Source organism: Actinokineospora baliensis (assembly GCF_016907695.1).
Lineage (GTDB): Bacteria > Actinomycetota > Actinomycetes > Mycobacteriales > Pseudonocardiaceae > Actinokineospora > Actinokineospora baliensis.
On record NZ_JAFBCK010000001.1, the window covers coordinates 2,051,955 to 2,068,488 of the forward strand.

Consider the following 16,534-nt stretch of genomic DNA (forward strand, 5'->3'; position numbering starts at 1 on the left):
ACCCGTGACGAAGGAGGACGCGATGACCGCACGACCCCAAGCGCTGTGGCCGCACATGACGCCGGTCCGCAACCAGGGCGACGACCGGTACTGCACGGTGTCGGCCAACGGCACCCGGATCACCTTCGCCGACGGCCGCACCCTGCTGTGCGCCACGAGCGGGCTGTGGAACTGCGTCCTGGGCTACGGCAACGAGGTGATCGCGGGCGCCGTCCACGACGCGCTGCTCGACGCCTCGTACCTGAGCGTGTGGCGCTACGAGAACACCTACGCTCGCCGGGCCGCCGACGCGTTGGTCACGGCCGCGGGCGCCGAGCAGTTCGGCCGGGTGCTGTTCTCCACCTCGGGCGGAGCCGCGAACGACCTGGCGATGAAGGTGGTCCGGCACTTCTTCGCGCTGCGCGGCGAGCACTCGCGCAAGGGCATCATCGGTCTGCACGGCGCCTGGCACGGCCTGACCTTCGGCGCTGCCGCGCTCACCAGCGGCGACCTGGGCCATCGGGTCTACGGCATCGATCGCAGGCTCGTCACCCACGTCAGCCCCAACGACACCGGGGAACTGACCCGACTGCTGCAGCAGCACCCCGGGCGCATCGGCGCTGTGGTGGTGGAACCGGTCATCGGCACACCCGCTCTCGTGCTGGAGGACGCCTACATCGCCGACCTGTTGCGGTTGCGCGAGGAACACGGCTTCCTGTTGGTGGCCGACGAGGTGACCACCGGCTTCTGGCGGGTCGGCCCGTTCTTCGCCAGCCAGGCCTGGCCGGAGCCCCCCGATCTGATCATCACGGCCAAGGGGCTGACCAACGGCACGGTGGCCGCCTCCGCGGTGATCGTCTCCCACCGGGTGGCCGAGGCCTTCGTTGACGCGGAAGCGGTCCTGGGCCACGGCGAGACCCAGGCGGGCACCCCGCCCGCCGCGGCCGCCATCCTCGCCACCCTCGCCGAGATGCGGCGGTTGGACGCCGCCGCGCTCAACGCCGGTCTGAGTGCCCGCCTGGACACGGAGTTGGCTCACCTCATCGCGGACACCTCCGAGGTGGTCGCCACCTCGGGCCGCGGCTGCCTACGCGCCGCCATGGTCCGCGGACCGGGTAACAGCGAACTCGATGACGACGAGGTGGCCGCACTGGTCGCGGCCATTCGCGCGGAGGGGGCGATCGTCCACCCCGGACCGAGCTGCTTCCAGCTGCTCCCCGCCCTGGTCTACACCGATGAGGACGTCGCCGAGCTGTTCGCGAGCATCCGCGCGGGGATCAAGCGCTACTTCCACGAACACTAGATCCGCTGACCCGACCGTCGTGGTGTCCTATTCGGACACCTCCTATTCGGACACCACGGCGGCGGCGAACGCGGCCGCGGTCGGGTGGGCGACCAGGTCGGTCATCGAGCACGCCACGCCGAAGGTCTCGTTGACCTGGTTCACCAGCACCGGCACTAGCATGGAATGCCCGCCAGCGGCGAAGAAGTCCTCATCCACCCCGACGTGCGCGACCCCGAGCACCTGGGCGAACAGCCCGGCCACCCGCTCCTCGTCCGACGCGGCGGGGGTGCGCTGGACGGGCTGTTCCTCGGGCAACGCGGCCCGGTCCAGTTTGCCGTTGGCCGTGCGGGGCAGGCTTTCCAGCGCCACGCACACCGACGGCACCATGTAGCCGGGGAGGAAGTTGGCGACGCGCGAGCGCACATCGGCCCCGTCCAGCGGCGGGGCGACGAAGGCCACCAGCCGGGCCTCACCGTTGTCGTCCTGCCGCAGCACCACCGCGGCCTCCGCGACGCCGTCGACCCGTTCCAGCGCGACCTCGATCTCGCCGAGTTCGATCCGGTGGCCGCGTACCTTGACCTGGCGGTCGACCCGGCTCACGAACACCAATTGGCCGTCCGCCTGCTCGCGGACCAGGTCGCCGGTGCGGTACATCCGGGTCCCGGCCGGGCCGAAGGGGGAGGCGACGAACCGCTCAGCCGTGCGCCCGGGCATTCCGGCGTAGCCGTGGGCGACCCCGTCGCCCGCGATGTAGAGCTCCCCGACGGTGCCGCGCTCGACCGGCCGCAACCGCTCGTCCAAGATGTGCAGCCGCGTGTTGTCCACCGGGCGACCGATCGGCGCGGGGCGGTGGTCGGACACCTCGGCGCTGGTCGACCACACCGCGGTCTCCGTCGGCCCGTACAGGTTGACCACGCTCGCGGCCAGCGATCGCAGGCGATCCGCCAGCCGGTCGGACAGCGGCTCCGCGCCGGTGAAAGCGCGGAGGCCGCGGACACTGTCCGGTCCGGCCGGTTCGTGCGCGAGCAACGCCCGCCACAACGTGGGTGTCGCGTGCAGGATCGTCGCGCCCGAGTCCACGAGCAGCGCCGAAAGGGCCGCCGGGTCCCGCGTGGTCTCCGGTTCGGCGAGCACGACCGTGGCGCCGAAGGTCAGCGGGACGAACAGTTCGACCACGGCGATGTCGAAGGAAACGGTGGTGACGGCCACCAGGCGGTCGTCTGGGCGCATCGGCATGAGCGCGCGCATGGACTCGATCAGGTTGACCAAGGCGCGCCGGGGGACGACGACACCCTTGGGCACTCCCGTCGACCCCGAGGTGTAGATCGTGTACGCCGCGAGCTCGCCGTCGAGGTCCGGTTCCGCCGTCTCCCCGGGGTCTTCCCCGGTAGCGCCGAGATCGACGACGATCCGCGCGACGCCCCCGTACTCCGGCCCGGTGTCCGTGGTGAGCAGCACGCTCGCCTGGGAGTCCCGAACCATGTAGTCGATCCGCTCGGCGGGAAACCCGGGATCCAGCGGTACGTAGGTGGCCCCCACCCGCAACGCCGCCAGCAGTCCGACCACCAGCCCGATCGACCGCGGCAAACACACCGCCACAACGGTGCCCGGCCCGACCCCGCTCTCCCGCAGCCGCCCGGCCAGCGCCCGAACCCGCCCGTTCAGCTCGCCATAGGAGAGCCGCTCGCCCCCGCACACCACAGCGGTGCCCTCTGGCGCCACATCACCCCGCGTGACCCCCACCGCCCACCCAGTCGAGTACACCCGCATCCGCCCCCAGATCGCGTAGTCCTCTAACCCCAGTTGAGCTCACGCCACGTAACCGCGCAAACCCCCTTTCACCCTACCCACACCCCCCAACCCCGCAACCCCAACCCGCACTCCCAAGTGGACAGTCCCACCCCGCCGTCGACTCCGGCAACGCCGGTTCCGTGCGGGCGCCCGCCGAGGTGCGCATGCCGCGGATGCTGGTGAGATGGGGGACATGACGGAACCGGACCTGGTCGTGAACCGGCACACCCTCGAGGACGTGCTCGCGCAGCTGGTGGACGAGAAGCCGGGGTTTCCCCCGCACCAGGCCGAGGCCGTTCGGGAGGACGCGGCCGCCGGTGAGCCGGAGATCGCGTTCGACTGGCTGGTTTCCTGGCTCATCGACGAGTACGTGCCGCTGGCGCCCTCGTACTTCCGGCGGTTGGAAGCCGTCGCGAACTACCTCGGCGACAAGCGCAGCTGGTACTCCGTGGCCTGCCTGCGCGACCAGGTCCAGTGGGACGGCCCACCACCGGAGCAGGCTGACCCACCGCTGAACGCCACCACCGCCCCGCGGGTCGTGCTGAGTCTGATCGCGGAGTGCCAGGAACTAGAGGGTGGGGCGCGGCGGGATGCCCTCGAAGCCGTCGACGCCGGTGATCCGCGGGCGGGCTTGCAGGAACTGGTCACCTGGATCGAGGTGTTCGAGACCCCGACAACCCCGTGGTTCCTGCGCAACGCCACCCGAGTAGCCGAGTTCTACCACGACAACCCCCTATCCCAACGGCTAGACGCCCTACCCCACTAGGGGCAGCCTCGAACAGCATCCACACGCGCCCCACCCGGCCACCACCCGGGTGTCCGGGGCGAAGCCTCCCGGGTTGGCCTGCGGCACCCACCCACCCAGCCACCACGTGGGGTCCGGGGGCGAAGCCCGCCGGGCGGGTCTGGGGTTGCACCCCAGAAGAAATGACGAGCTCCCCGGTCCGCGCGTTCCGCGGACACAGTTCACCCAGAGCGAGTGCCCCCGGCAGGATTCGAACCTGCGACGCACGGTTTAGGAAACCGATGCTCTATCCCCTGAGCTACGAGGGCCAGCCTCCGACACCTTACCGGGGGGCTACTCGCGGACCAGGCCGGGGTCGTCCTGCGGGGGGACGTGGGTGGAGGGGGTGGGGTGGTCCACTAGGGGCGATACCGGATGTCGGTCCGCTTGTGGGTTGGGCAGGATACCCCTGGTACGGGCCGTGGGAGAGGGGAGTCGGGGTGGCTGAGCGGCGGTTGGAGATCGACGGGGTCTCCAAGCGGTACGGGGACGTCGTGGCGTTGCGGGAGATGACGTTCGCGGTGGGGGCCGGGGAGTTGTTCGGGTTCGTCGGGTCGAACGGGGCCGGGAAGACGACGACGATGCGGATCGCGTTGGGGGTGTTGGCGGCCGATGCCGGGGTGGTGCGGTGGGCGGGGGAGCCGATCACGCTGGAGACGCGCAGGCACATCGGGTACATGCCGGAGGAGCGGGGGCTGTACCCGAAGATGAAGGTGGGCGAGCAGTTGGTCTACCTGGCCAGGTTGCACGGGCTGTCGACCGAGCGGGCGCGCCGGTCGGTGGAGGAGTGGACGGAGCGGTTGGGGGTGGCCGCTCGGCGCGACGACGAGGTGCAGAAGTTGAGCCTGGGCAACCAGCAGCGCGTGCAGTTGGCCGCCGCGCTGGTGCACGACCCGTCGATCCTGGTGCTGGACGAGCCGTTCTCCGGGTTGGACCCGGTCGCGGTGGACGTGATGAGCGGGGTGCTGCAGGACAAGGCGGCCGAGGGGGTGCCGGTGGTGTTCTCCAGCCACCAGTTGGACCTGGTCGAGCGGCTGTGCCACCGGGTTGGGATTGTCCGGAATGGACAGATGGTGGCGTGTGACACGGTCGAGGCGCTGCGCGCGGGCGGGACCGTCCACTTGGTCGTCGACGCGCCGCGGGCCCCCAAGACCTGGGCCGACGGGCTGACCGGGGTGACCGTCGCCGAGCACGTGGGCACCCAGACCGTGCTGGAGTTGGGCCCCGGTGCCGATGACCAGGCCGTGCTGCGGGCCGCGCTGGCGACCGGGCCGGTCACCGAGTTCTCCAGGCGCAGGCAGTCGCTGACCGAGCTGTTCCGCAACGTCGTGTCCGAGGAGGTGGCGGCGTGAGCGCGCTGCCCGATGTCCGCGTCGGCAACTGGGAGGCCGTTGGCCTCGTCGCGGGCCGTGAGATCAACACCCGGTTGCGCTCGAAGGCCTTCATCATCACCACCGCGACCACGCTGGTGCTGCTGATCGGCTTCTCGCTGGTGATGAAGTTCCTGGCGGGCGGCTCGGACGCGACCGTGGGCGTGTCCGGCGGTTCGGTGGCCCTGGAGGCCCCGCTCAAGGCGACCGCGAGCTCGATCGGCCAGACCATCGACACCCGCCAGGTCGACGAGGCGGCGGGCCGGGCGCAGGTGGATTCCGGCGAACTGGACGCGCTGCTGGTCGGCGACGGCACCAAGATCGTCGTGGTGGTGAAGAAGGAGATCGACGAGAAGCTGCGCACCGCGCTCGACGTGCTGGCCGGTCAGCTCGCGCTCAACCAGGAGATCCGCGACCTCGGTGGCGATCCCGCCGCGGTCAGCGAGCAGGTCGCCGGGGCGAAGGCCGAGGTCAAGCCGATGGAGCCGCCGTTCGACTACAACGGCCAGCAGCTGGTGATCGGCATGATCGCCGGGATCCTGATCTACATGTCGCTGCTGATCAACGGGCAGTCGGTGGCGCAGGGCGTGGTCGAGGAGAAGTCGAGCCGGGTGGTGGAGCTGCTGCTGGCCACGATCCGGCCCTGGCAGCTGATGCTGGGCAAGGTGGTCGGCATCGGCACGGTCGGCCTGGTGCAGATGGCGGTGATCGGTGGCGGCGGGATAGCCGCGGGCTTGGCGACCGGGGTGTTGACCATCTCGGTGTCGACGGCGATCGGGACGGCCGTCTGGCTGGTCGTGTGGTTCTTGCTCGGGTTCTTCGCCTACTCGCTGGTCTTCGCCGCGCTCGGTGCGCTCGTCTCGCGGCAGGAGGACATCGGTGGGGTGATCACGCCGCCGCTGATGTTCGTGATCCTGGGGTACGTGCTCGGCATCTCCATCCTGCCGTCGGACCCGGGGAACCGGTTGGTCGAGATCTTGTCGATGGTCCCGCTGTTCGCGCCCACGCTGATGCCGATGCGCTTGGCGATGGGTGGCGTTCCGTTCTGGGAGGCGGGACTCGCCGTGGTGCTCGTGCTGGCTCTCATCCCCGGTTTGGTGTGGTTGTCGGGGCGGATCTACCGCAACGCGGTTACCCGTAGTGGCGCCAAGGTGAAGCTGCGCGACGCCCTTCGTGCTTCCTGACCCCCGACAAGGTGGGGTCCTCAGGCTGAGGACCCCACCTTGTGACGTCGCGTCACCCGACTGAGGGTACGATCTCACGGCATGCACCGATACTTGGTGATGGAGTGACGCCAGTCGGGAGGCGCATGTGATCAAAGTGCTCATCGCGGACGACGAGGACCTGGTCCGGTCGGGTCTGCGGACCATTCTGTCCAGCGCGGGCGACATCGAGGTCGTCGCCGAGTGCGACGACGGTGTGCACGTGGCTGATCTGGCCCGACTGCACCGGCCCGCCGTGGCCTTGCTCGACATCCGGATGAACACCTGCGATGGCATCGACGCCCTGCGCGCGCTGATGGCGCTACCCGAGCCTCCCGCCGTCTCCATGCTCACCACCTTCGATGTGGACGAGTACGTTCGCGAGGCACTACGCCTTGGCGCCAACGGTTTCCTCCTTAAGGACACCGAGCCCGTGCACCTCATCAAGGCTGTTCGCGACCTCGCCGCCGGTGGCGCTGTCCTGGACCCCAAGGTCGCCGCGCGTGTTGTCACTACTGTCGCCGACGGCGCGCGTGCCGCCGAGCCCGCGCAGAGGCTCTTGTCGATGCTGTCCGACCGTGAGCTGGAAGTCGTCAGCCTCGTCGGCCACGGGCTGTCCAACGCCGAGATCGGCCAGCAGTTGCACCTGTCGGAGGCGACCGTCAAGGGTTACGTCTCCGCGGTGCTCGGCAAGATCGGGGCCGTCAACCGCGTGCAAGCCGCTCTTGTCGCCTACCGGGGCGGCTTGATCGCGTAGTCCTCGGCCGGGGTGTAGACCTCGACCCGGTTGCGGCCGTGCCGCTTCGCGCGATAGAGCGCGATGTCGGCGTTGGCGAAGAGTCGGTCGAGGGTGTCGTGGCCGGTGGCGACGCCAACGCTGACCGTGGGGCGCTGCGTCGCGCCGAGCACCGCGGTCCAGTCGTGCCGGTCGACCGCGAACCGGATCCGCTCGGCCACGGCCACTCCCACCGGGCTGGTGCGCCCCTCGGAGTGGTCGGTCACCGCGTCGGTCAGCAGGACGACGAACTCGTCGCCCGCCCAACGCGCGATCAGGTCGCCTACGCGGCACTCGGTCCGCAGGAGCTGCGCGACCTCGCGTAGTGCGGCGTCACCCGTCGCGTGCCCGGCGGCATCGTTGACGCTCTTGAACCAGTCGACGTCGATCAGCACGAGCCACGGGATCCGTCCTGCGGCTGTTGCCCGGTCCAAGATGCCTTGCGCGGAGCGTTCAAGCCCCAAGCGGTTCGACAGGCCGGTCAACGGGTCACGCGTTGCGAGCTCTTGTGCCGCTGTCGCCAGACGTTGTGCGCGGATAGCCAACCGGCGTTGTTCTAGAGCCTGGCCGAGTCCTTCTTGCAGCATCTCCATTGCCATGCGCCGCGCCGAGATGTTGCGCCGCAATGCCTCGGCCTCGCCTATAGGGTCGCCGTTCTCGTGGCAGATGTCGGCCAGGTCCTGGGAGTACCGCTGCAGCAGCGACGCGTCGTTGATCCGCTCGGCCTCGTCGACCGCGATCCGGCCGAACCCGCTCGCCTGGTCGAGGCGGCCCTGCCTGCGCCGGATCATCGACAAGACCCAGTTGCCCACCGACCGCGCCCACCGGTTGTCCTGCCGCGCGGCGAGGGTGAGGGCGTCGTTCGCGGTCTTCTCCGCGCGGGCGAGCTCACCGATCCCGGCCAGGGCGGCTCCGTACGCGGCGAGCAGCGACAGGTGGATCCGCCCCTCCGCGACCAGCGTCAGGCCCTCCTCGAACAGCGGGATGGCCTCCCGGAAGGTCGACTCGGCCAGCTCCGGCGGGAGCTCGCAGGCCCGGAAGTTCAGCGTGCCCGCCAGGCCCTGCAGGCAGTGCGCCAAGATCTCCCGATCTTCACCGGTTCGGGCGACCTCGACCGCCACCCGGGAGATGTCCAGCGACGCCCGCCGGTGGCCGATGCCGTCCAGCAGGTACCCCAGCCGCCCCAGGGTGTCCGCGGCGTGCGACCCGGTCGGGGTCTCCGCGTCGATGTCGCTCCAGCCCTCGGCGGCCAGTTCCAGCGCCAGCGGGATCCGCTTGAGCCGCCACGCCGCGACCGCGCGCCTGGTGAGGATGGCCGCCCTGGCCCACGGGTCCAGGTCCGGCGGGACCTTGGCCAGCAACTGGTCGAACAGCGAGTTCGCCTCGTTCGCCCGACCCGCGTCGATGAGCAGGCGGACCTCCTGGTCCGCCAGCAACGCCTCGGTTGCGCCTTGGTCGTCGTGCCCCACACCGTCCTCGACTTGTCTCATCGAACGGCGGCCCGTTCGTGGCCTGCGACACAGTTCTGGCAAGGCTACAAGCCCGGTGCGGACTTGCCCGATCGGAGTACGGGGGTGTGCCGGATCGGCGGTGACGAGCCGTTTCCGCTCACAGCTGGGTGGTCTCGTCCGGCGATTGCCGCCATTGGGTGAACGGCCGGTCGAGGGTCCAGCGGCCGTCGGCGTAGGTCAGGATCCGGTGGTCGCAGTGCGGTGGGTTCGACAGCGACTCGAACAGCTCGATGCTCCAGGAGAACATCCGCCTGCACAGCAGCCGCATCGTCAGCCCGTGCGACACCACGAGCGCGGTGTCCGGGTGGCTCGGGTCGTGCTCCACCCTGGTTTCCAGCTCCGACAGGAAACTGGCCACCCGGTCGTCGACGTCCGCCCCGGATTCACCGTGCGCGAGCCGGTAGAAGAAGTGCCCGAACTCGTGTCGCTTCTGCTTCTGCACCTGTTGCTCCACGGGGTCCTGCAGGTTCCCCCAGTCCTGCTCGCGCAGCCGGGGCTCTTGGACGTGCCGCTCCACAGGTAGGCCTAAGAGCTCGAAGGTGCGCATGGTGCGCACATAAGGGCTCACGTAGGCGGCGACCGGGTTTCCGGCGAGGAGCGCGCGTAGGCGCTCGCCTTCGGCGCGAGCTTGGGCCTCCCCACGGGTGGTCAGCGGGAGGGCGTGGTCGGGGATGCGGCAGTAGGCGAGCTCGTCGATGTTGCCCAGGCTCTCGCCGTGCCGCAGCAGGATGATCCGCACACTCACTATCGTGCCCAATGTCCACGCTGGCCGACCTACCCTGGAGCACATCAGTGATTAAGTACATCGCCTTGTACCGTCGGCCGGACGAGCCGGAGGACTTCGACGACAAGTACTTCAGCAGCCACCTGCCGCTCATCGAGAAGACACCCGGGCTGCTGCGCTGGGAAGTGGCGAAGGTGCGGCGCACGTTCGTGCCCGGCTTCCTCGGCGACAGCGAGCCCTACCTGGTCGCGGAGATGTACTTCGCGGACGAGGCGGCGCTCAAGGTCGCCCTCAGGTCGCCGGAGTGGCAGGCGGCCGGGGCTAACCTGTCGGAGATCGGCGGCCTCGACCTGGTCGCCATGTTCGCCGCGGAGGTGCTCGCGTGACTGTCCCTGGCACGGTTGCCGTGGTCGGCGGCGGGACGATGGGCGCGGGGATCGTGCACGTCTTCCTCGCCGCGGGGAGCTCCGTCGTGCTGGCCGAGGCCGATGCCGAACGCGCGGCGGTCGGCGTGGCCAACGTCAAGGCGTCGCTGACCAAGGCCGAAGAGCGCGGCAAGCTCGGCACGACCGCCGCTGAGCTGCTCGGCAGGCTGTCCACAGTGGAAGACCTCGCCGCGCTGCCGACCGACACCGCGCTGGTCGTCGAGGCCGTACCGGAGAAGATCGAGCTCAAGCGCGCGATCTTCGGGGCCGTGGCCCAGCGGTGCCCGGACGCGGTGCTGGCCTCGAACACCTCGTCGTTGTCGATCGCTTCCATAGCCGAAGGCCTTCCCGGTGAACGCCTGATCGGCATGCACTTCTTCAACCCGGTTCCCGTGCAGGCGCTCGTGGAACTGGTCGTGCACCAGGGGCTGCCCGCGGAAGTGGTCGCGACCGTGCGCGGGTGGGCCGAGGCGCTGGGCAAGACCGTCATCGAGGTCCGCGATTCGCCCGGGTTCGCCACCTCCCGCCTCGGCGTCGCCGTCGGCCTCGAAGCCATCCGCATGCTCGAGGAGGGCGTCGCGTCCGCCGAGGACATCGACACCGGCATGCGCTTGGGTTACGCGTGGCCGATGGGGCCTTTGCGCTTGACCGATCTTGTTGGCCTCGACGTGCGGCTCTCCATCGCCGACCACCTGGCGAAGCAGCTCGGCCCGCGGTTCGAGGCGCCGCAGTTGCTGCGCGACAAGGTCGCCCGCGGCGAGTTGGGGCGTAAGACGGGGCAGGGCTTCTTCTCGTGGTGACGGTTCGCTCTTATGCTGCCGAGGACTTCGAAGACGTCTATCGCCTACGGCGTCTGTCCTTCGGTGGTCCTCAGGAAGTGCCTACGACGCCGGATGACCCGCCTGGCTCGGCCAGCGCCCTTGTCGCGCAAGACGACACCGGGATCACGGGCTTCTTGCGTGTGTGGAACTACCGCCAGTTCTTCGGCGGGCGCGCTGTGCCGATGGGCGGAGTGGCAAGCGTGTCTGTGCAGCCGCACGCGCGGGGCACGGGTGTAGCGGGCAGGCTCCTCGCGGAGTCGCTGGTGCTGATGCGTGAACAGGGCCAGCCGATCTCCACGCTGTACCCGTACGTCATCCCGCCCTACCGCCGCTACGGCTGGGAGCACGTAGGCACCATGCAGGTCGCCTTGGTGACCCTGTCCGACCTCGCGGCGACACCCCGGTCATCGGTCGCGGTGCGCCCGGCGACGCGAGCGGATCTGGACGAGATCCACGCGTGCTACCTGCGGACCGCGTCAACCATGGACGGCCCGCTCGACCGCACCGCGCCGGGGTTCGACATGGCCCGCAAGCTCGAACTCGACGTCGTGACCGTCGCCGACGGACCCGACGGGCTCCGTGGCTACCTCGCCGCCGCCCGCCCGGATGGCAAGCGTTTGCGCGCCCATGACCTCGTCGCCGACGACGTCGACACCGCCCACGCGCTCCTGCGGCAGTTGGCGAGTTGGGCGGGCACGATCACCGACGCCTCCATCCGCCTCCTCAACCCCGCGCTGGTGGACCTCACGGTGCCGGGCGGGCTCCAGCGGGGCTTCGAGGTCCACGACTTCATGACACGAGTGGTTGACCTCCCGGCCGCCGTAGCCGCGCGTGGCTGGCCCGCCTTGGTCGAGGCGAAGCCGTTTGCCGTCGACATCGAGGTCACCGACCAGCACGCCCCCTGGCAGGCAGGTCGGTGGCGCTTGATCCACGAGGAAGGCACGGTGACGGCTGAACAGGGAGGTAGCGGGGCGGTGCAGTTGGAAGCCCGCGCGCTAGGGCCGTGGTTCACGGGCTCGGCCTCTTCGGCGTCCTTGCGCCGGGCTGGCCTCTTGAGCGGATCGCACGAGGTCGCCGCAGCTCTCGACCGGCTCACCGGCGCGCCGCACCCGGTCCATCTAGGTGAGTCCTTCTGAGTACTACGCTGCCCGTTTGTGCTGCTCATCGTCCTGGAACTGATAGGCCTAGCCGTGTTCGCGGCTTCAGGGGCGTTGGCTGCAGTCCGGGCGCGGCTTGATGTCTTCGGAGTCGTCGTCCTAGGGCTGACCACAGCCCTAGGCGGCGGCATCATCCGCGACGTCCTGCTCGGCATCCACCCGCCGACCAGCCTTAAAGACTGGACCTACCTCGTAGTGCCGGTCGGCGCCGCTCTAGGCGTCTTCGGCTTCCACCCGCAGGTAGCCAAGCTAAGGCGAGCGGTACTCCTAGCCGACGCCGTCGGCCTAGGCCTGTTCACCGTCTCTGGCACCGCGACGGCACTTGCCACCGGCGTCCCCGCCTACACGGCCTGCCTGATCGGGATGACCGCCGGGATCGGTGGCGGGGCCATGCGTGACCTGCTTCTTCGCGAGATCCCTCTAGTCCTTCGCCGGGAGATCTACGCGCTCGCCGCTCTTGCCGGGGCCGTCGTGGTGGTCGTCGGCGCGAAGGCGGGCTGGCCAGCGGCTCCGGTCACGGTGGTCAGTGCCGCGATCGTCGTCGCCATCCGCGTCTTGGCGCTCTGGCGCCAGTGGAACGCCCCGGTGGCCAGAGGACTCGATCGGTGAACTCTCAGGCGCGTCTCAGCAGCACAGGGAACACTGACCGCATGCGCATTCTGGTAGTCGACGACGACCGGGCCGTGCGCGAGTCCCTTCGGCGGTCGCTGCAGTTCAACGGCTACCAGGTAGACCTCGCCAGCGACGGCCAACAGGCGTTGGAGTCCGTGCTGGGTGCCGGTGCTGAACCGGTCAACCGGCCCGACGCCATGGTGCTCGACGTGATGATGCCCCGCCTCGACGGCCTCGAGGTGTGCAGGCGGTTGCGCGGTGTCGGCGACGACCTGCCGATCCTGGTGCTCACCGCGCGCGACCTGGTCTCCGACCGGGTGGCGGGCCTCGACGCGGGCGCCGACGACTACCTGCCCAAGCCGTTCGCCCTCGAAGAGCTGCTGGCCAGGCTGCGCGCGCTGCTGCGCAGGGCCGCGCACGAGCAGCTGACCACCACCGCGCCCACCCTCGGCTTCGCCGACCTGGAGATGGACCCGGGCACCCGCGAGGTCCGCCGCGGCGAGCGCGCGATCAGCCTGACCCGCACCGAGTTCGCGCTGCTGGAGCTGCTGCTGTCGCACCCCAAGCAGGTGCTCACCCGCGGCCGCATCCTCGAGGAGGTGTGGGGCTACGACTTCCCGACCTCGGGCAACGCCCTGGAGGTCTACGTCGGCTACCTGCGCCGCAAGACCGAGGCGGAGGGCGAGCCGAGGTTGATCCACACGGTCCGCGGCGTCGGCTACGTCCTGCGGGAGACCCCGCCCTGATGACCGACCTGCCCACGGGGACCCGGTCGACCCAGCGGGTGTCCCTGCGGTCCCGCATCACCCTGCTCGCGGCGTTCTGCGTCGGCGGCGCGGTGGCCCTGGTGTCGCTGGGCGCCTACATCACCGTCTCCCGCGGTCTCTACGAGCAGGTGGACGAGAACCTCCGCGAGCGCGCCACCGCGCTGGTCAGCAACACCCAGGTCGTCGCGGAGGGCCGCACCCAGATCCCGCGGATCTTCCTCGACCTGTCGGACATCAAGTTCGACGTCGTGGACGACAGCGGCCTGTCGGCGATCAACAGCCTGGTGATCCGGCCACCGATCGGCCCCGAGGAGCTCAAGGTCGCGGCCGGGCTCAAACAGGACTACTTCCGCACGGACCAGGGCACTGACACGCGGGTGTACGCCGTGCAGTACCCGTTCCTAGAGGGCACCGCGCTCGTCTTGGCCCAACCGCTGGACTCGACTAAGAGCTCCCTCGGCAAGCTCGCGGTGGTCCTCATCGTTATAGGCGGATCCGGCATCATCGTCGCCGCCTTGGCGGGTACCGCTGTCGCGCGCGGAAGCCTAAGACCCGTCCAACGCCTTACTGCAGCAGCGGAACGCGTAACGAGAACCGGCGAGCTAAGACCCATCCCCGTAGCCGGCGACGACGAGCTGTCTCGATTGACAAGCAGCTTCAACACAATGCTGGGCGCGGTGGCCGAAGCACAGGAACGGCAACGCAGGCTGGTCGCCGACGCCGGGCACGAGCTACGCACCCCGCTGACCTCGCTGCGCACCAACCTGGAGCTGATGCTGGCCTCCGAAGCCCCCGGCGCGCCCACCCTCTCGGCCCAGGACCGTTCCGAGATCCAGGACGACCTGCGCGCCCAGCTCGACGAACTCACCCAGCTCATCGGCGACCTCGTCGAACTGGCCAGGGAGGACGCCGCGCCCGCGGTGCAGGAGTACGTGGAGCTCGTCGAGGTCGTCGAGCAGGCCCTCGACCGGGCCCGCCGCCGCGCCGCCCACGTCCGGTTCGACGTGCGGCTGCAGCCGTGGCACCTGATCGGGCACGCCGCCTCGCTGGAGCGGGCGGTGTTGAACCTGCTGGACAACGCGGTGAAGTTCAGCCCGCCAGGCGGGGTCGTCCGGGTCGAACTGTCCGCGGCCGGAGACGGCTACGCCTTCCTGCAGGTCGCTGACGCGGGTCCCGGCATCAGCGACGAGGACCTCCCGCACGTCTTCGACCGGTTCTACCGGTCGCAGGAAGCGCGCACCCTGCCCGGGTCGGGATTGGGCCTCGCGATCGTGAAGCAGGCCGCGGAACGCCATGGTGGGTCTGTGTTCGCCAGCCGCTCGGCCGACGGCGGCGCCCTGATGGCGATGCGGCTGCCCGGCAGGGCCGATTGAGCCGACCGGGGTAAGACCACATCGCGGACAAACAGAACCGAGCGTTTGACTGCGTAGAATTGTGTTGTGCTCGCACGTCAGCGTCAGGAAGTGATCCTGGAGGAGATCCGGCGCACCGGCGCCGTCCAGGTGCATGCCCTGGTCGTCCGCCTCGGCGTGTCCGACATGACGATCCGGCGCGACTTGGACGTGCTCGCCAAGCGCGGCCTAGTGGAGAAGGTCTACGGCGGTGCCACTACGGCCGTCGGTAGGCCTACGCGCGAACCGGGCACCGATGGCAAGTCCGTGCGATCGTTGCCGCAGAAGGAAGCCATCGCCGCGTACGCGGCGGCCCTTATCCGCCCGGGCACCGCCATTGGCATCTCCGCGGGCACTACGACTTCCACGTTCGCCAGGTTCCTCGACAACGTGCCGGAGCTGACCGTTGTCACCAACTCCATCCGTGTGGCCGATGTGCTCCGCGCGGGCGGGCGGCCGGACCGCACTGTGGTGCTCACGGGCGGGGTGCGGACCCTCTCCGATGCCCTGGTCGGCCCGGTCGCCGTGCGGGCCCTGCGTTCGTTGCACCTGGACATGGTGTTCCTGAGTGTGCACGGGATGTCGGAGGGACAGGGCTTCACAACGCCGAACATCAACGAGAGCGAGACCGACCGCGCGTTGATCGAGGCCGGTCGCAAGCTCGTGGTGATCGCCGACCACACCAAGTGGGGCGTCGTCGGCATCTCCACCGTCGCCGCGCTCGAGGAGGCCGACGTGCTGATCACCGACGACGGGCTGCCCGACGACGCCGTCGCCGTGCTGCGCGAGCGGGTCGGCGAACTGGTCGTCGCGCAGGCGCTGCCCGAGGTGGAGGAACTCGCCGAGGCCGAGGCGTGAAGCGCACCCCGGCCAGGCTGGCCGACGGCCGCGAGATCATCTACTTCGACGACACCCCCGGCGCCCCAGCCAGGACCGCCGTCGACACCCGTGACCTGCCGCGCGGCGAAACCCTCTCGCAGATCCGCCGCGACCCGCTCACCGGCGAGTGGGTCATCATCGCCGCGCACCGGCAGAGCAGGACCTACAAGCCGCCCGCGGGCCTGTGTCCACTGTGTCCGTCAGCGCCGGGGCAGGCGACCGAGATCCCGGAAGCCGACTACGACGTGGTCGTGTTCGAGAACCGGTTCCCCTCGGTCGCCCAGAACGCGGTAGCGGAAACCGTTTCCGGTTTGATCCCCCGTGCGCCCGGCCTCGGTCGTTGCGAGGTCGTCTGCTTCACCCCAGACCACAACTCGTCCTTCGGCCAGCTCACGCCTACGCGCGTGCGCACAGTCGTAGACGTTTGGGCCGACCGCACCGAGGCGTTGTCAGCGCTGCCGGGCGTCGAGCAGGTGTTCCCCTTCGAGAACCGCGGCGACGCTATAGGCGTGACCTTGAGCCACCCGCACGGTCAGATCTACGGCTACCCGTTCGTGACACCCCGCACCGAGAAGATGCTCGCCGTCGCGCAAGCCCACGGCGGTCCCGTCCTCGGTGACGTCCTCGCCCACGAACGCGCGGAAGGCACCCGGGTGGTCGTCTCCAGCGACCACTGGACCGCCTACGTGCCCTCTGCCGCGCGTTGGCCGGTCGAGGTGCACCTAGTGCCGCACCGACAGGTACCAGACCTCCCGGCGCTCACCCAGATCGAGCGAAATGACTTCGCTGAGGTGTACCTGAACGTGCTTGGCAGGTTAGACAGGCTCTATGAGGGGGAACTGCCCTACATAGCCGCGTGGCACCAAGCCCCGACCAGGGTGGGGCGAGATCTCACGTGGCTGCACCTGGAGGTCTTCTCCGTCCAGAGGACCGCGGACAAGCTGAAGTACCTGGCTGGCTCGGAGTCCGGCATGGCCGTGTGGATCAACGACGGCACGCCGGAGCGGCTCGCGGAGCGGCTGAGAGCGGCCGCCGCGGGCTGAGGGCGGAAAACACGGGTT

Annotated in this window: 16 protein-coding genes and 1 tRNA gene; 13 read left to right on the forward strand and 4 right to left on the reverse strand. The window is 69.7% G+C overall.

Going from position 1 to position 16,534, the window contains the following annotated elements; translation table 11 throughout:
* Positions 1–22 precede the first annotated feature (22 nt).
* The gene (mpaD, locus tag JOD54_RS09705) at positions 23–1,282 is read left to right on the forward strand and encodes a daptide-type RiPP biosynthesis aminotransferase (protein WP_204450207.1); all 1,260 of its coding nucleotides are present in this window, start codon (positions 23–25) and stop codon (positions 1,280–1,282) included.
* 42 nt (positions 1,283–1,324) lie between these two features.
* On the opposite strand, the gene JOD54_RS09710 is transcribed toward mpaD, so the two are convergent.
* Positions 1,325–3,007 carry a non-ribosomal peptide synthetase gene (locus tag JOD54_RS09710; RefSeq protein WP_204450208.1) on the reverse strand — a complete coding sequence of 561 codons (1,683 nt, stop codon included), beginning with the start codon at positions 3,005–3,007 and terminating at the stop codon, positions 1,325–1,327.
* Positions 3,008–3,239: 232 nt separating this feature from the next.
* On the opposite strand from JOD54_RS09710, the gene JOD54_RS09715 reads away from it, so the two are divergent.
* A complete protein-coding gene (locus tag JOD54_RS09715; RefSeq protein ID WP_204450209.1) occupies positions 3,240–3,821 on the forward strand; it encodes a hypothetical protein in 582 nt (193 codons plus the stop codon).
* A gap of 214 nt (positions 3,822–4,035) precedes the next feature.
* On the opposite strand, the gene JOD54_RS09720 is transcribed toward JOD54_RS09715, so the two are convergent.
* Positions 4,036–4,108: transfer RNA gene (locus JOD54_RS09720), tRNA-Arg, on the reverse strand.
* A 171-nt stretch (positions 4,109–4,279) separates the two neighbouring features.
* Between JOD54_RS09720 and JOD54_RS09725 the strand changes: the two genes are divergently transcribed.
* The 3 genes from JOD54_RS09725 to JOD54_RS09735 all read left to right on the forward strand — a co-directional run bounded on the left by JOD54_RS09725 (position 4,280) and on the right by JOD54_RS09735 (position 7,168).
* Positions 4,280–5,191, forward strand: coding sequence for an ABC transporter ATP-binding protein (locus JOD54_RS09725; protein ID WP_204450210.1), 912 nt, complete (start codon positions 4,280–4,282; stop codon positions 5,189–5,191).
* On the forward strand, positions 5,188–6,393 hold the full coding sequence (locus JOD54_RS09730; protein WP_204450211.1) for an ABC transporter permease: 1,206 nt from the start codon (positions 5,188–5,190) through the stop codon (positions 6,391–6,393). Before JOD54_RS09725 ends, JOD54_RS09730 begins: the two co-directional genes overlap by 4 nt.
* A 127-nt stretch (positions 6,394–6,520) precedes the next feature.
* Entirely contained in the window at positions 6,521–7,168 is a 648-nt protein-coding gene (locus JOD54_RS09735; RefSeq protein WP_204450212.1) for a response regulator, read from the forward strand.
* Here the strand turns inward: JOD54_RS09735 and JOD54_RS09740 are convergent.
* Both JOD54_RS09740 and JOD54_RS09745 read right to left on the reverse strand, forming a co-directional pair.
* Positions 7,144–8,676 carry a GGDEF domain-containing protein gene (locus JOD54_RS09740; RefSeq protein ID WP_239573326.1) on the reverse strand — a complete coding sequence of 511 codons (1,533 nt, stop codon included), beginning with the start codon at positions 8,674–8,676 and terminating at the stop codon, positions 7,144–7,146. The genes JOD54_RS09735 and JOD54_RS09740 overlap by 25 nt on opposite strands.
* A gap of 118 nt (positions 8,677–8,794) precedes the next feature.
* On the reverse strand, positions 8,795–9,436 hold the full coding sequence (locus JOD54_RS09745; RefSeq protein WP_204450213.1) for a histidine phosphatase family protein: 642 nt from the start codon (positions 9,434–9,436) through the stop codon (positions 8,795–8,797).
* Positions 9,437–9,489: 53 nt separating this feature from the next.
* On the opposite strand from JOD54_RS09745, the gene JOD54_RS09750 reads away from it, so the two are divergent.
* The 8 genes from JOD54_RS09750 to galT all read left to right on the forward strand — a co-directional run bounded on the left by JOD54_RS09750 (position 9,490) and on the right by galT (position 16,516).
* A complete protein-coding gene (locus tag JOD54_RS09750; RefSeq protein ID WP_204450214.1) occupies positions 9,490–9,807 on the forward strand; it encodes an EthD family reductase in 318 nt (105 codons plus the stop codon).
* Positions 9,804–10,646 carry a 3-hydroxyacyl-CoA dehydrogenase family protein gene (locus JOD54_RS09755; RefSeq protein ID WP_204450215.1) on the forward strand — a complete coding sequence of 281 codons (843 nt, stop codon included), beginning with the start codon at positions 9,804–9,806 and terminating at the stop codon, positions 10,644–10,646. Before JOD54_RS09750 ends, JOD54_RS09755 begins: the two co-directional genes overlap by 4 nt.
* Positions 10,643–11,803: a GNAT family N-acetyltransferase gene (locus JOD54_RS35485; protein ID WP_204450216.1), complete on the forward strand. Its 1,161-nt coding sequence runs from the start codon at positions 10,643–10,645 to the stop codon at positions 11,801–11,803. Before JOD54_RS09755 ends, JOD54_RS35485 begins: the two co-directional genes overlap by 4 nt.
* An 18-nt stretch (positions 11,804–11,821) precedes the next feature.
* The gene (locus tag JOD54_RS09765; RefSeq protein WP_204450217.1) at positions 11,822–12,433 is read left to right on the forward strand and encodes a trimeric intracellular cation channel family protein; all 612 of its coding nucleotides are present in this window, start codon (positions 11,822–11,824) and stop codon (positions 12,431–12,433) included.
* A 41-nt stretch (positions 12,434–12,474) separates the two neighbouring features.
* Positions 12,475–13,182: a response regulator transcription factor gene (locus JOD54_RS09770; protein ID WP_204450218.1), complete on the forward strand. Its 708-nt coding sequence runs from the start codon at positions 12,475–12,477 to the stop codon at positions 13,180–13,182.
* A complete protein-coding gene (locus JOD54_RS09775) occupies positions 13,182–14,576 on the forward strand; it encodes a HAMP domain-containing sensor histidine kinase (protein WP_204450219.1) in 1,395 nt (464 codons plus the stop codon). The genes JOD54_RS09770 and JOD54_RS09775 overlap by 1 nt, the downstream gene beginning before the upstream one ends.
* A gap of 66 nt (positions 14,577–14,642) precedes the next feature.
* Positions 14,643–15,452, forward strand: a complete 810-nt coding sequence (locus JOD54_RS09780; protein ID WP_204450220.1) for a DeoR/GlpR family DNA-binding transcription regulator — start codon at positions 14,643–14,645, stop codon at positions 15,450–15,452.
* Complete coding sequence (galT, locus tag JOD54_RS09785; RefSeq protein ID WP_204450221.1) at positions 15,449–16,516, forward strand: galactose-1-phosphate uridylyltransferase; 1,068 nt, start codon at positions 15,449–15,451, stop codon at positions 16,514–16,516. Before JOD54_RS09780 ends, galT begins: the two co-directional genes overlap by 4 nt.
* The last annotated feature ends 18 nt before the right edge of the window (positions 16,517–16,534 follow it).

Bases quoted from the DNA above. Each gene is read 5' to 3' on its own strand.
- mpaD (WP_204450207.1), top strand. From the start codon at position 23: ATGACCGCACGACCCCAAGCGCTGTGGCCGCACATGACGCCGGTCCGC.
- JOD54_RS09715 (WP_204450209.1), top strand. From the start codon at position 3,240: ATGGGGGACATGACGGAACCGGACCTGGTCGTGAACCGGCACACCCTC.
- JOD54_RS09740 (WP_239573326.1), bottom strand. From the start codon at position 8,676: ATGAGACAAGTCGAGGACGGTGTGGGGCACGACGACCAAGGCGCAACC.
- JOD54_RS09770 (WP_204450218.1), top strand. From the start codon at position 12,475: ATGCGCATTCTGGTAGTCGACGACGACCGGGCCGTGCGCGAGTCCCTT.
- JOD54_RS09775 (WP_204450219.1), top strand. From the start codon at position 13,182: ATGACCGACCTGCCCACGGGGACCCGGTCGACCCAGCGGGTGTCCCTG.